Below are 14,319 nucleotides of genomic sequence, written 5' to 3' on the forward strand. Positions count from 1 at the left end.
TGATTAATCACATCTCTAACATCTAGCAAGTTATAGTAGAATTACTTTAAAATCGATACAGTGCGACTGGGATGAATTTTTCGTAGCCTCTGTGATAACAGCAAGCAAGGAAAATTTATACCAGTCGCACACAGCTATAATTTCTCGCTTTTATTTTGAACTAACTATATATACTAGCCTTTGATGAATGATTTAATAAATGAATTAACGTTCTAAATGCAGATACTGCATATGACATTCGTACTGATGCAAGATATCGACCAGCACTTGCTCTTTGGTATAGCCAACCAAATCATACTCTTGCGAGCCATCACTTAAAAACACCTCAGCACGGTAATAAAACTCGGCCTGCTTACTGGAAGTATTGAGGGTAAAGTTTGGTCGCTCAGCTTTGATGAGATTGACTTCATAAATAAAGTCATCTTCATCACCATGCCCGACGCGCAGTTTTACCCCATCTATCTGACCGTCATCTTCGTCGGTTGCGGCATCGATATTTTTACCAATGCTGGCCAAATTTCGGATATCCAATGATGTCTTAAGACCGCCTGCTTTTAGCTCGTTTTCGACCTCAATCATGGCAGGTTTAACGACCGTCTGTAAAAAGCGTTCGACTTGCTTGTGACTGGGGAAGCTGACGATACGCTGCAAGCGCGCTTTCCAGCCTTTACCGCTATCGAGCACGTTTGCCGTGCCAACCGTACTGGCTTTGCGCTTATTACCCTCTTCTTTTAGTGATTTCCACATAGCCATCATGTAAAGCAGCAAAATAAGCGAGAACGGCAGACCAGCAATGACGGAAACCGATTGTAGCGAGGCAAAACCACCCGCAAACAATAAGCCTAAAGTAATCAAACCTGTGGCTGCCGCCCAAAACAAGCGTAACCAAACAGGCGCGTCGGTATCATTGGTCATGCCTTTTGAGCTTAGATTTGCAAGCACTAAAGCGCCTGAGTCCGCTGAGGTCACAAAAAATATCAGACCAATAAATACGCCTGCCAATGAAAAAATATCACTGTAAGGGAAGTATTCAAACAAGGCAAACATACCCATCGCGGCGTCATTGACGGCGATTTCACCGAGCTCAGTTGCGCCATTGGCGACCAAATCTATCGCTGAATTACCAAAGATGGAGAACCACGCAAAAATAAAACCAAGCGGGATAAACATCACGCCAAAGACAAACTCACGCAAAGTGCGACCACGGCTAATACGCGCGATAAACAAACCAACAAATGGTGCCCAAGCGACCCACCATGCCCAGAAAAATATCGTCCAACCTGACTTCCAATCAGCGCCAGTGCTGCCATCATAAGCATAGACATCAAAGGTTTTAAAAATAATAGTCTGGAAGTACTGACCAATATTTTGGGTAAAGGTATTGAGCAAATAAACCGTATTACCTAGCACCAATATGGCCAATAGTAGCAATATCGATGACAACATATTAAATTCGGATAAACGGCGTACGCCTTTTTCAACGCCGGTCATGGCAGAAATAGCGGCAGCAACAACCACGCCTAAGATAATCAGGCTCTGCACCATTTTGCTCGATTCGATACCGAAAACATGTGTCAAGCCGGCATTGGCCTGCAATACCCCAATACCTAAGCTGGTGGCGATACCCATCAAGGTACAGACGACGCCAAAGGTATCAATACCATCACCAAGCCAGCCTTTGATTAAGCGCTCACCAAATATCGGTGTCAGCGGTGAACGTAGCGCCAATGGCATATTTTTACGATACGCAAAGTACGCCAATGCCATACCAATGAGCGCATAAATACCCCAACCATGCAGACCCCAGTGTAAAAAGGTTTGCGACAGCGCTTCACGCATCGCTTCAGCACTGGCAGGCTCTAAGCCCGTATGCGGGGTGAGATAATGCATCAACGGCTCAGAGGCACCAAAGAATAATAAATCAATCCCGATACCGGCGGAGAATAACATCGCCGCCCACGCTAAAAAAGGAAACTGAGCTTTTTCGTGATCTTGCCCTAGCTTGATATCGCCGTATTTAGAAAAACCAACAAACAAAGCGAAAATACTATAAGCGGCAACCACTAGCATATAATACCAGCCAAAGCTCTCTGATACCCATGCCATACTGGCGCTTAATAATGCCTCACTATAATCTGGAAACACAATCGTCCAGATAATCAATAAAATAGAAATAATAGCTGAACCTAAAAAAACCGTCTTATTTAGAGTCAGGGGTTTCGTCGCATCTTCTGATGGCGAGCTGTACATAAAAGACCTCAATAGGTAAATGAAACAGGGTCTGATATTGCTTTGTCCGTCATAATTTTATGACTGATAGTCACATAAGATATGTATCACCGCATGACGCACAAAGCAGTACCAATTAATAAAAACTAAAAGATAAACTATTAGAAAAACAGCGGCGCAAATGCTAAGTAAATTTAACCTCAATGGTTTTCATCTCTATAAACATATGCGCTGATAAAAAAGACCTTTACTACGAAAGGCCTTTTGATAGAAATGGACTTATATTATTTATTGTTTATTAGTTCGCGCAGTTGCCTAAATACTCGTTTAGGCATTCATGTAGAAAGACGTCTAAACGACAGAGTTATAAACGCGCAGCGGTTCGGCTCTGAGCGGTGCGCCATTGGCAACGTAATAGTCCGCCGTCGAGCGTGGTAATTGCTTGCCTTTCATCTTATCGACGATTTTTTCAGCAAGCATAATGGTGGTTGCGTTCAAATTACCACTGATGATATTTGGCATAATCGACGCATCGACCACGCGCAAGCCATCGATACCGTGTACCAGCCCTTCGCCATTAACCACCGAATCATTGCCTTCGCCCATCGCACAAGTACATGATGGGTGGTAAGCCGTCTCGCTATGGTTGCGGACATACTCATCCAACTGCGCATCGGTCACCAGATCATCAGTTGGCGCAATGGCGCGGCCGCGATACGGGTCAAGCGCTGGCTGATGCATAATCTCGCGGGTGATACGCATGGCGGCGCGGAATTCTTGCCAGTCCTGCTCATGCGACATATAGTTAAATAAGATACTCGGATGCGCGCTAGGGTCTTTTGAAGTTAGCTTGACGCGGCCACGACTTGGCGAGCGTAATGAGCCCACATGCGCTTGGAAGCTATGCGATTTTACCGCGCTGCGACCGTCATAACGCACCGCTAACGGCAGGAAATGATACTGGATATTAGGATGGGTGAATTTCTCATCGGTACGAATAAAACCGCCACCTTCAAACTGATTAGAGGCACCAAGTCCGGTGCCATTGAACAACCACTCGGCACCTATGGCTGGCTTATTCCACCATTTATTGGCAGGCGCAATTGAGACTGGTAGCTTACATTCATACTGCATATACAGCTCTAAATGGTCTTGCAAATTATTACCAACGCCCGGCAGCTCTAAAACCTCGTTAATATCCAAATCTTTAAGCCACTGACCAGGACCAATCCCTGAACGCTGCAACAGTTGCGGCGAGGCAATCGCACCCGATGAAACAATCACTTCACGAGACGCGTAGAACTTTTTGATTTGACCTTGGTGTTCTACTTTGACACCGACCGCACGCTTACCATCAAAGAGAATCACGTCAGTCAAGGCACCGGTCAAAATGGTGATATTGCTACGCGGTTTGGCACGATCAAGATACCCGCGTGCGGTAGAAGCACGGCGACCATTAGGCGTGACAAAACGATCCATTGGCCCAAAGCCTTCTTGTTGATAGCCGTTTAGATCCTCTGTACGCGGATAGCCAGCTTGCACGCCCGCTTCAATCATCGCTTCAAACAGCGGATTGACTCCTGGCTTTGAAGTAGTCATCTCAACTGGACCACCGACACCATGATAATCATTTTCGCCTGCATCGCAGTTTTCTGACTTTTTAAAGTAGGGTAAGCAGTCGAGATACGTCCAGTCCTCTAAGCCTTTGATTTTCGCCCAATCGTCAAAATCGAGCGCGTTACCACGGATATAGCACATCCCATTAATCAATGATGAGCCGCCAAGCCCTTTACCACGTCCACAATCCATGACGCGGTTATTCATATAGGGCTCAGGGTCGGTTTTGTAGCCCCAGTTATATGTGGTGCCTTGTAGCGGCATGGCGAGCGCCGCTGGCATCTGGGTGCGAAAGTCTAAGCGATGGTCTGGACGACCCGCCTCTAATAGCAACACCTTAATGTTGGCATCTTCGGTCAAGCGCGTGGCTAGCACGTTGCCTGCTGAGCCTGCGCCGACGATGATGTAGTCATATTCAGGTGTGGTTGATGTCATAAAACGCTCCATAAAATTAAAAATATCCATCATTTCATAGCAGTGAAGCGGCGCGAAAAGGAAAAATGAGTCCTCACGCCTTAACTTTACTGTTTAAAAATTTTTACCGTACAATTGCTTAAAATACCGATTCAAACTTGCCAAGCTCTACTTGGATAGATTTGGTCTGCGTATAATGCTCAAGGGCTTCGATGCCATTTTCGCGGCCGATACCTGAGTGCTTATAACCGCCTACTGGCATTTGCGCGGGTGACTCGCCCCACGTATTTAACCAGCAAATACCAGCTTCAATCTGACCGATTACTCGATGCGCGCGGGTCAAATCAGCAGTTACCACTCCTGCTGCCAAACCGTACTCGGTATCATTGGCACGGCGAATCACTTCTTCCTCAAGCTCATAAGTCAATATCGACATGACTGGACCAAATATTTCCTCACGTACGATGGTCATATCATCGCTACAATCGGTAAATACTGTCGGTGCAACGAATGCGCCATTGGCAAGCTCACCTGCCGTGATACGTTCGCCGCCCGCCAATAAACGCGCACCACTAGCTTTACCTTGCTCGATATAACCAAGCACACGCTCCATATGCGGGAAGCTAACCAATGGCCCCATATTGATGCTCTCGTCCAGCGGATTGCCGAGCTTGATACGCTTAACACGCGTCAAGATGGCCTCTTCAAACTTGGCTTGTAAGGTTTTGGGAATAAAGACGCGCGTGCCATTGGTACAGACCTGACCAGTACTATAGAAGTTTGCCATCATGGCGATGTCAGCAGCAGTATCGATGTCGGCATCTTCAAATATAATTAATGGCGACTTACCACCAAGCTCTAGGGTCACGTCTTTAAGCGACGATGATGCGGCGCTCGACATGACTTTTTTACCCGTTGGTACGCCGCCTGTGAATGAGACTTTGGCGATATCAGGATGCTGGGTTAATGCTTCGCCAACTTTATAATCGCCTTGCACAACGTTAAAGACGCCATCTGGCAAGCCTGCTTCTGTCAAGATTTCTGCCAATTTTAGCGCGGTCAAAGGCGTGACTTCTGAAGGTTTAAAAATCATCGCATTACCAGCAGCCAATGCTGGCGCTGCCTTCCACATCGCGATTTGAATCGGATAATTCCACGCACCGATACCAGCGACCACGCCGAGCGGCTCGCGGCGGGTATAAACAAAGCTGCTATCGCGTAGCGGAATCTGACGACCCTCTAACATTGGCGCAAGACCCGCATAATACTCAACGACATCAGCACCAGTGACGATATCGACATACTTGGTCTCAGAAAGCGCTTTACCCGTGTCTTTGGTTTCGAGTAATGCCAGCACATCATTACGCTCGCGCAATATCGCAACTGCGTTTAATAAAATCCGGCCGCGCTCAACCGCGGTCATTGCTTCCCACACTTTTTGACCTTGTTGCGCGGCTTTTACCGCCTCATTAATCTGCTCATTCGTCGTTTGTTGAATAATAGCTAACACTTCACCTGTCGCTGGGTTGATATCTTCAAAGGTCGTTAAAGAATCATCGACCGCCAAATAACGACCGTTGATATAAGCGGTCTGCGTTTGTGTGAAATCAATAATGTCTTGTAAATTATTTATGGTTGTCTGAGTAGTTGTCATAAGTTTTCCTTAGGGCGACGGGTTCGCTTTATAAAAAAGCGTTAAGTAGACCATGTCGTTATGGATTAAAGGTGAAAAATAAAAGTGATTTGTATGCATTTTTAAGCGTCAAAGTCACGCTGCGTCATTTTTATCAAGCGCGTGCGCAATGAAGCTTTATCCGAGATATCGATACCCGAAAAGTCAGAGAGCCAAATCCCATCGGCGACCAGACGCACCATACATAGCGTTTCGCTATTATCCGTAGCAGCATGTTTTTTTAGCTGCTCGTTTGACCATTCAGCCCACAATTTTCGCAGCTCACTATCGCCTAGCATCAATACATATAATGTGGCTTGGCTATTAAACTCGGCTTGCCCTTTTTCGCCCAGACTGATGGTGGCATCGATATAAGCGCGGGTAAATGAGCCATAGCTGACCGGATCTGTTGCCATCGCTTGATTGACTTCCGCCTCAAACTTAGCCATCGCGTCATAAAACACCTCTAAGATGAGCGCGTCCTTGGTGGCAAAATGATGCATCACCCCGCCTTTGGTCACGCCGACGGCATCGGCTACCGATTGGAAGGTGACTTTAGACAAGCCCTGCTCCAAAGTGATGCGCGCTGCCTCATCAAGCAGCGCCCGCCGTATAAGCTCTGGCTGTTTTTTACGTTTATGAGCGTTTTGAGTTTCCATTTTTATCTCGATATTAGCGCGTCAGTTTAACTAAAAGTAAATTTGGCTTTAAAAGAATGTGTTTTATTAATACAGAAGAAAAAACAGTTTTTTATAAAGAAACCGTACGGTCGGTATTTTACAGAAATAAAGCAGCAAAGTGAAGGGCAGGTATGAACCGAGGAGTTACAGAACATTATTTTAATAATTTTCTATATTTTATAGCTAATTATATGTAAATGGCGTTAAATCTATTTTTCAGAAAAATAGTTCTGACGCCTTTTTTATAGTGAAGCAGTAGCCTATAAACCATTAAAGTCACTATTAATAATTGCTAAACCTACGTTTGCGTATTATTTTTCTTCTACGTTAACGACAATGGCTTTAGACAGGTGACCAGTTTTAAGATAAACCGTAGCACCGTGCACGCCTGCTTTTATTTGCGGTAGTGCATCCACTGGCAAACGTAGCCAGCCACCGCGAGTATAGTTTTTAGCGTGATCTGTAAGTTCAGCATCTATCAGCTCACCGTCTAGCACCAGTATCTCAGCGCCGCCTTTGATTGCATCGGTGAATACTGTGTCTATAAATACTATGTCGGTAAATAGGGCTTCATCGGCCTTTAATCGCTGTAAGCTAACCTGCTCACTGTTATCTGAAAATAAATGACAGATATCACGATTGTGCTGTTTTTGCCAGTTTGCTGCATCGTTCGTATCGATAGCGACATAACGTGTTTCGGTGGCCGGCATTTGCCAAAGTTTGACAAAAATAACTGCGCCCTCTTTACTATAAGGCTGATGGCCAGAGTTTGGTGGATTGCGTAAGTACCAACCTGCTGGATAATCGATATTATCTGCCGAAAAAGTTCCCGATAAAACCAAAATCTCTTCGCCGCCCGGATGCATATGATGTGGAAAATAGGACTCAGGCGCATAGCGGACGATACTGGTGGCACGGGCTTTTTCTGCGCCGACGCGGTCAAGCATGACGCGCTCGACGCCGTTTTGCGGTGATGGCACCCATTGATAGTGTCTGGGCGCCAATGCTGCACGGCGAGTAAAATCTGCATTAATCAGCATAAAATAGTTTCTCGAGATTAGATTTAATGCTGTAGATTATCCTCTGATTTACAGCGGCTGACAAACAAGACACTGTTCTTATTATTAAAAAATCGTATTTACGCTCCTCAAAGTAAGTTTGTAGCGGATAAATGCTTAACCTGAACAATCCTGCCAAGATTCTTGCTAATTATCAAAAAATTACTTTAACTGCTGCTTCTGACTTGGTATCTTGCTCTCCTTCTTTCTGTCACTACGACGTATCTTTGCCATTTTATTAAGCTAATGAGTGATTGTTAAGCCACTTTGCTGTATTAGCGCCTTCTTTATTTGTGTTGAACTTTATGAAACCGAACCTTGAGGTGAGCTCAAATGCTCGCCGCACTCAGTATTTCCAAGTATTTTTGATGGGCGTCAGCGCCTTTATTATGAATACCACCGAATTTGTCCCCGTTGCCCTATTAAGCGACATCGCCCAAGATTTTTCTATCACCACGGCTGAGACTGGCTGGATGTTGACGCTGTATGCGTGGATTGTCGCGGCGATGTCATTGCCATTGATGCTGCTCACCAGCCGCTTTGAGCGTAAAAGCTTACTTTTGGGCTTGTTTGTGGTGTTTATTGCCAGTCATGTATTATCCGTATTTGCTTGGAGCTTTGATGTATTGCTGATTAGCCGCGTGGGCATTGCGCTATCACACGCGATATTTTGGTCCATTACCGCCGCGATTGCGATACGCGTAGCACCGGAAGGTAAAAAAGCACTGGCGCTTAGTGTGCTTGCGACCGGTACTTCATTGGCCATGGTGCTAGGTGTGCCACTAGGGCGCTTAGTCGGTCAATGGTTTGGCTGGCGAGCAACCTTTGGCGGTATTGGCGTGATTGCTTTTATCGTCTTTATCTTGCAAGCTAGGCTATTGCCAACGTTACCCAGTATGTTTGAAGGCTCGTTTAGAAAAATTCCAGAATTGCTTAAAAACCCGTTATTGGTCTGTTTGTATCTACTGATTTTACTGGTCTTTACCGCGCACTATACCGCTTATTCTTATATCGAGCCTTTTATGCGGCAGGTTGGCGCTATAAGTGAAAACGCCGCGACGGTTGTCTTGCTATTATTTGGGGTGGCAGGGATTGCAGGCAGTGTAATATTCAGTCGCTGGGGCGATCGCTTTAATACCAGACTGATGCTGATATCGATCATATTCATGCTGCTATCTATGCTGGTACTATTGTTTGCCGTGACTTCTATCTGGACGCTGAGTTTCATTGCGTTACTGTGGGGCGCGGCGCTGATGCTGCTGATTATCTCTATGCAAGCCAAAGTCATCATGGTTGATGTCACGGCGCAAGACATGCTGATGTCGATGTTCTCAGGGATTATTAACTTAGGGATTGGTGCAGGTGCGCTGTTTGGTGGTTATGCAGTGACGCATATTTCCATATCAAGCGTGGGCTATGTCGGCGCCGCTATCGCTGGTGTGTCGCTGCTACTGATGTTATTTATGATAAAGCGCTTTCCCGAATTAAGCAGAAGACTTGGTTAATTAGAAGGCTTGGATAGCTAAAAACTTGATAGTAAATAAGCATAAAAAATGCCAGCCACTTAAATGGGCTGGCATTTTGCTGTTTGGTTTATTTAAAAAGTAAGCCGTTTATTTAATAATCCACTTTACCGCGTAAGGCTTTTGTTTTGCCGCGCTGGGTTTTTTCATCAACGCGTTTACGTTTGGCATTTCTACTCGGTTTGGTCGGCCTGCGAGTTTTATTGACATGAGTGGCTTTGGTAATAAAGCTTTGCAGCCGCTCAAGCGCATCAATTCGATTGCGTTCTTGAGTACGAAACTGCTGCGCTTTAATAATCAACACACCTTCTTTAGTCATTCGGCTGTCTTTGCTATCCAATAAACGCTGCTTGATAACATCGCTTAAGCTTGAGGCATGAATATCAAAACGCAGATGAATCGCAGAGGACACTTTATTGACGTTTTGCCCACCTGCCCCTTGCGCGCGTATGGCGCTAATGTCCACTTCGCTGTCATTCAGGCTAATGCTATTGCTAATAAAAATCATAAAACACTTTTATAAATGATTGATAGATAAGGTTAATGATAAAGCATTCCCAGTTAACGCGCTACTTGCCCGCTTAATAGAGGTCAAAACGCCATATTTCTTAACCTCTATAATCCGCAATTTATCGGGTAAACCTTATCAATGTTATCGTTTGGCGTTGCTGTGTCGACCCTCTGTCTATAAAGCGTAAGCCTACGCAGTGATTTTATTTTAAGGTGGTAGGATGACGTTAAGCAGATACGATATTAAACGAACACCGTATTAAACAGACACGGTATTGTTAAACCAAAGCGTTAACGAGCCGATTTTAGTCAAAGGAATAGCGTTGTATGACGAACAATCATAAGAAATCTAATCATAAAAAATCTAACACTTCTCCCAAAAAACACAACCTTGCCGCTGATGAAAGCATTCAAGTCAGGGGCGCACGGGTGCATAATCTCAAAAATGTCAATGTAGATTTACCGCGTAATGCGTTGGTGGTTTTTACCGGTATATCAGGCTCAGGCAAATCGTCACTGGCATTTGGTACCTTGTTTGCTGAGTCGCAACGGCGCTACCTTGATTCGGTATCGCCTTATGCACGGCGCTTGATTGACCAAGTTGGCGAGCCTGATGTCGATTCGATAGAAGGCTTACCGCCCGCCGTCGCCCTGCAACAACAGCGCGGTACGCCGTCGGTACGTTCATCGGTTGGTAGCGTGACGACGATTTCAAATGGTCTACGTATGCTGTACTCGCGAGCGGGCGAATACCCTGCTGGGCAAGATATGCTGTACGCCGATGCCTTTTCGCCAAATACGCCAGAAGGTGCTTGCCCTACTTGCTCAGGTATTGGCCGCGTGTTTGAGGTCACAGAAGATTTGCTCGTGCCTGACAAGACAAAAACCATTCGAGAACGCGCCATTGCTGCTTGGCCACCAGCATGGCAAGGGCAAAATCTGAGCCGGATATTGACCACACTGGGCTACGATATCGACAAACCTTGGGATACCTTGCCCAAGGAAACCCGCGATTGGATTTTATTTACCGATGAGACCCCAGAAGTGCCCGTTTACCCAGAGTACAATCTCGAGCAAGTACGCGAGGCGATTAAAAAAGGCGAAAAACCCAATTATAAAGGCACCTATGCCAGCGCAAAAAATTTCGTCTTACATTCTTTTGCTACGACCCAAAGTTCACGTACCAAAAAACGCGTGGCGCAGTTCATGCAAATTTCAGAATGCCCAAGCTGCCATGGCAAAAAGTTAAAGCAAGAATCGCTGTCGGTTAAATTTGCAGGGCTTGATATTGGTGAATTGTCACAATTAACCTTGACTGAACTGGCGCTAAAACTTCACGACGCTGCCAATAAAAAACTCAGCGATGATATGCCCGACCGTGAAAGAGCCATTGTTGCCAAGCGTATTACCAGCGATATTTTATCGCGTGTAGAAGCGTTAACCAGACTTGGGCTAGGTTACTTATCGCTTGAGCGCACCACGCCTACCTTATCGCCCGGTGAGCTACAGCGCCTAAGACTTGGCACTCAAATTCGCTCTAAACTATTTGGCGTGGTTTATGTGCTCGATGAACCGTCCGCTGGCCTGCATCCTGCCGATACTCAGGCGCTATTAGGCGCTCTAGATGAACTGGTAGCGGCGAGTAATTCATTATTCATTGTCGAGCATGATGTCAGCGTCATTCGCCACGCCGATTGGATCGTCGATGTCGGACCAAAAGCCGGCAGTCATGGCGGTGAAATCATCTATAGCGGCCCTGTCGCAGGCTTGCGAGATGTATCTGATTCTTATACAGGGCAATATCTCTTTAGTAAAGACACAGCAACTCAAAAGTTAAAAACCGAGCAACCAAGACAACCTACTCATTGGCTAAAACTTGCCAATATCGAGCGTAATAACCTACAAGGGCTAGATGCGGCATTTCCTTTAGCGGTATTAACCACAGTGACGGGCGTTTCAGGTTCGGGCAAATCGAGCTTGGTCAGTCAAGCGTTGGTTGAACTGGTCTACAATGCGCTTGGGCAAAAAACCGTGATTGAAGCGCCCACCGATGAAGCGGCTTTACTGGAGCAAGAACAAGAAACGCCAATAGGTGGAGAGATAGTCAGTGGTATGGAATATATAAAACGCTTAGTCACCGTTGACCAAAAAGCCATCGGGCGCACACCGCGCTCAAATCTGGCCACTTATACTGGACTGTTTGACCATGTGCGCAAATTATTTGCCACCACCAAAGAAGCAAAAGCAAGGCACTATGATGCCGGACGTTTTTCATTTAACGTTAAAAAAGGACGTTGCCCAAATTGCGAAGGCGTCGGTTTTGTCAGCGTTGAGCTGCTATTTCTGCCGAGTGTTTACTCGCCTTGCCAAGTGTGCCATGGTCAGCGCTACAATGGTGAAACCTTAGAAATTACTTATCAAGGTAAAAACATCGCCGAAGTACTCGATTTAACAGTCGAAGCGGCTTCTGAATTTTTTATTGATAATGCCCCAGTCATGCGCGCTTTAGATGCCTTGCTAAAAGTTGGGCTTGGTTATCTAAGACTTGGGCAACCAGCGACCGAGTTGTCTGGTGGCGAAGCACAGCGTATCAAGCTTGCCACCGAACTGCAGCGTACCCAGCGCGGCGATACGCTGTATGTGCTCGATGAACCAACGACTGGCCTCCATCCTTCTGATGTCGCGCTGCTGATGGCACAGTTAAACGGGCTGGTCGCAACTGGTAATACGGTGATTATGGTTGAGCACGATATGCAAGTCGCGAGTAACAGCGATTGGATTATCGATATGGGCCCCGGTGCTGGCGATGAAGGTGGGCTTATTGTCGCAGAAGGCACACCTAAAGAGGTGGCGAAATCCAAAAACAGTCGCACTGCACCTTTTTTATTGACTTAGTATTGATATAAAAGACAGTACACTAACTAAAAAATGGAAATATGTAATAAGAAAAACCGCACGATTTTAATATCATGCGGTTTTTCTATGTTAAGTGCTGTCTTTATCTTTCAAACTACTCATTGATAACTAGGCAAGCATACCGCCATCGACGACCACGGTCGCACCCGTGGTATAACTTGAGGCATCAGACACTAGGTACAATACCGTGCCAGCCATCTCGTCAGGGTTAGCCACACGCCCTAACGGAATGGCATGTAACGCCATTTTTAAGACTTTATCATTGGTGGTTAAGGCCGAGGCAAACTTGGTATCGGTTAACCCTGGCAGCAGCGCATTAACGCGAATATTTAATGGCCCGCATTCTTTAGCAAAGGCTTTAGTCATACTGATGACAGCAGCTTTGGTGATTGAATAGATACCTTGCTTGTCACCTGCGACCAAGCCATTGACCGAGGCAGTATTTAGAATCACCCCGCCGCCCTGCTCGCGCATCATCTTACCAGCAGCCGTCGACATAAAGAAATAACCGCGGATATTGACTTCTACTGTTTTATCAAAAGCCGCTAAATCCGTATCTAAAATATGCCCGTAGTAAGGGTTTGCCGCGGCATTATTGACCAAGATATCAATTTGACCAAATTCGCTTTTGATGTGCTCAAAAATCGCCTCAATCTGATCCATATCTCCCACATGACAAGCAAAAGCACTGGCTTTATGACCGTCGGCGACGATGCTATCCGCGACCGCTTGGCAAGCATCAATCTTACGGCTAGAGACAATCACATGCGCGCCTCTTGACGCCAATAAGCGGGCGATGGATTCGCCAATACCACGGCTAGCACCGGTAACCAAAGCAATCTTGCCTGTTAAATCAAATAAATCTTTCATCATTATTCCTTATATTTTTAAATATTTTAATAAATACTTTTGATGTTAAGCCAACATGCCGCCATCAAGGGTAAAGGCATGACCATTCATAAAGCTACTTTCATCACTCGCCAGCCATGCAATCGCGCCAGATACTTCATCAACGTCACCCAATCGGCGCATTGGACTGGCTTTTATGGTGGCTTGCTGGGCACGCTCGTCCATTTTTGCCATGGTATTACGGACCATCGGCGTATCGATAAAGCTTGGACATACCGCATTAAAGCGGATATTAACGCGGGCATATTCATGAGCAGCAGATTTGGTCAGCCCCATGACGCCATGCTTGGCAGCGCTATAAGCTGACAGCAGTGGCGCTGAACGTAAACCTGCGATAGACGCCACATTAATCACATGACCGCCGCCATTGGGCGCCATACAAGCAACAGCAGCGCGCATACAATGCCAGACGCCTTTTAGATTAACGGCGATATTACGGTCAAAGTCCTCGTCACTTAGCTCATGCATCGGCGCCGGTTTATGGTCAATACCGGCATTATTTATCACCACATCAAGGCCGCCCAATGTTTCCATGGCAAAGGCAAAGAGCGCGCGCACTTCATCGCCGCTCGTGACATCAACCTTTTTAAAGACGATGCTATTGCCCGCGTTTTGCCCTTGCTGAGCAACGCCTGCGCCCATCTCTTCTGCCAAATCACCAATCACCACTTTCGCACCGCGACTGGCGAGCAATAACGCACTGGCAGCACCGATGCCAGATGCACCACCGGTGATTAAAATACGTTTACCAGTGACGTCTGATGCAATTCCATTTGTATTCAATGTCATGA

10 protein-coding genes are annotated in these 14,319 nt (G+C 46.1%); 2 read left to right on the top strand and 8 right to left on the bottom strand.

Going from position 1 to position 14,319, the window contains the following annotated elements; translation table 11 throughout:
- Nucleotides 1-204 precede the first annotated feature (204 nt).
- The 5 genes from betT to CXF58_RS07865 form a co-directional block, all read right to left on the bottom strand.
- Nucleotides 205-2,250 carry a choline BCCT transporter BetT gene (gene betT, locus CXF58_RS07845; RefSeq protein WP_102077123.1) on the bottom strand — a complete coding sequence of 682 codons (2,046 nt, stop codon included), beginning with the start codon at nt 2,248-2,250 and terminating at the stop codon, nt 205-207.
- Between the two features lie 330 nt (nt 2,251-2,580).
- A complete protein-coding gene (betA, locus tag CXF58_RS07850; RefSeq protein WP_102077159.1) occupies nt 2,581-4,281 on the bottom strand; it encodes a choline dehydrogenase in 1,701 nt (566 codons plus the stop codon).
- Between the two features lie 118 nt (nt 4,282-4,399).
- Nucleotides 4,400-5,914: a betaine-aldehyde dehydrogenase gene (gene betB / locus CXF58_RS07855; protein WP_102077124.1), complete on the bottom strand. Its 1,515-nt coding sequence runs from the start codon at nt 5,912-5,914 to the stop codon at nt 4,400-4,402.
- Between the two features lie 101 nt (nt 5,915-6,015).
- On the bottom strand, nt 6,016-6,591 hold the full coding sequence (locus CXF58_RS07860) for a TetR/AcrR family transcriptional regulator (protein ID WP_102077125.1): 576 nt from the start codon (nt 6,589-6,591) through the stop codon (nt 6,016-6,018).
- 332 nt (nt 6,592-6,923) lie between these two features.
- The gene (locus CXF58_RS07865; RefSeq protein WP_102077126.1) at nt 6,924-7,652 is read right to left on the bottom strand and encodes a cupin domain-containing protein; all 729 of its coding nucleotides are present in this window, start codon (nt 7,650-7,652) and stop codon (nt 6,924-6,926) included.
- 323 nt (nt 7,653-7,975) lie between these two features.
- On the opposite strand from CXF58_RS07865, the gene CXF58_RS07870 reads away from it, so the two are divergent.
- Nucleotides 7,976-9,175, top strand: a complete 1,200-nt coding sequence (locus CXF58_RS07870) for a sugar transporter (RefSeq protein WP_102077160.1) — start codon at nt 7,976-7,978, stop codon at nt 9,173-9,175.
- Between the two features lie 112 nt (nt 9,176-9,287).
- On the opposite strand, the gene arfB is transcribed toward CXF58_RS07870, so the two are convergent.
- Nucleotides 9,288-9,701, bottom strand: a complete 414-nt coding sequence (gene arfB / locus CXF58_RS07875; RefSeq protein WP_102077127.1) for an alternative ribosome rescue aminoacyl-tRNA hydrolase ArfB — start codon at nt 9,699-9,701, stop codon at nt 9,288-9,290.
- 329 nt (nt 9,702-10,030) lie between these two features.
- Between arfB and uvrA the strand changes: the two genes are divergently transcribed.
- Nucleotides 10,031-12,598, top strand: coding sequence for an excinuclease ABC subunit UvrA (uvrA, locus tag CXF58_RS07880; protein ID WP_102077128.1), 2,568 nt, complete (start codon nt 10,031-10,033; stop codon nt 12,596-12,598).
- A 129-nt stretch (nt 12,599-12,727) separates the two neighbouring features.
- Here uvrA and CXF58_RS07885 read toward each other — a convergent pair whose 3' ends face one another.
- A complete protein-coding gene (locus tag CXF58_RS07885; RefSeq protein ID WP_223808527.1) occupies nt 12,728-13,492 on the bottom strand; it encodes an SDR family oxidoreductase in 765 nt (254 codons plus the stop codon).
- Between the two features lie 42 nt (nt 13,493-13,534).
- Nucleotides 13,535-14,317, bottom strand: coding sequence for an SDR family NAD(P)-dependent oxidoreductase (locus CXF58_RS07890; protein WP_102077129.1), 783 nt, complete (start codon nt 14,315-14,317; stop codon nt 13,535-13,537).
- Nucleotides 14,318-14,319 lie beyond the last annotated feature (2 nt).

It is taken from the genome of Psychrobacter sp. Sarcosine-02u-2, from assembly GCF_002836335.1.
GTDB classification, from domain to species: Bacteria; Pseudomonadota; Gammaproteobacteria; order Pseudomonadales; family Moraxellaceae; genus Psychrobacter; species Psychrobacter faecalis.

What these genes read in the sequence shown, in the direction of transcription:
- betB (WP_102077124.1), bottom strand. Translation starts at nt 5,914, where the DNA reads ATGACAACTACTCAGACAACCATAAATAATTTACAAGACATTATTGAT.
- CXF58_RS07890 (WP_102077129.1), bottom strand. Translation starts at nt 14,317, where the DNA reads ATGACATTGAATACAAATGGAATTGCATCAGACGTCACTGGTAAACGT.
- uvrA (WP_102077128.1), top strand. Translation starts at nt 10,031, where the DNA reads ATGACGAACAATCATAAGAAATCTAATCATAAAAAATCTAACACTTCT.
- betA (WP_102077159.1), bottom strand. Translation starts at nt 4,281, where the DNA reads ATGACATCAACCACACCTGAATATGACTACATCATCGTCGGCGCAGGC.
- CXF58_RS07860 (WP_102077125.1), bottom strand. Translation starts at nt 6,591, where the DNA reads ATGGAAACTCAAAACGCTCATAAACGTAAAAAACAGCCAGAGCTTATA.
- CXF58_RS07885 (WP_223808527.1), bottom strand. Translation starts at nt 13,492, where the DNA reads ATGATGAAAGATTTATTTGATTTAACAGGCAAGATTGCTTTGGTTACC.
- arfB (WP_102077127.1), bottom strand. Translation starts at nt 9,701, where the DNA reads ATGATTTTTATTAGCAATAGCATTAGCCTGAATGACAGCGAAGTGGAC.
- CXF58_RS07870 (WP_102077160.1), top strand. Translation starts at nt 7,976, where the DNA reads ATGAAACCGAACCTTGAGGTGAGCTCAAATGCTCGCCGCACTCAGTAT.
- CXF58_RS07865 (WP_102077126.1), bottom strand. Translation starts at nt 7,652, where the DNA reads ATGCTGATTAATGCAGATTTTACTCGCCGTGCAGCATTGGCGCCCAGA.
- betT (WP_102077123.1), bottom strand. Translation starts at nt 2,250, where the DNA reads ATGTACAGCTCGCCATCAGAAGATGCGACGAAACCCCTGACTCTAAAT.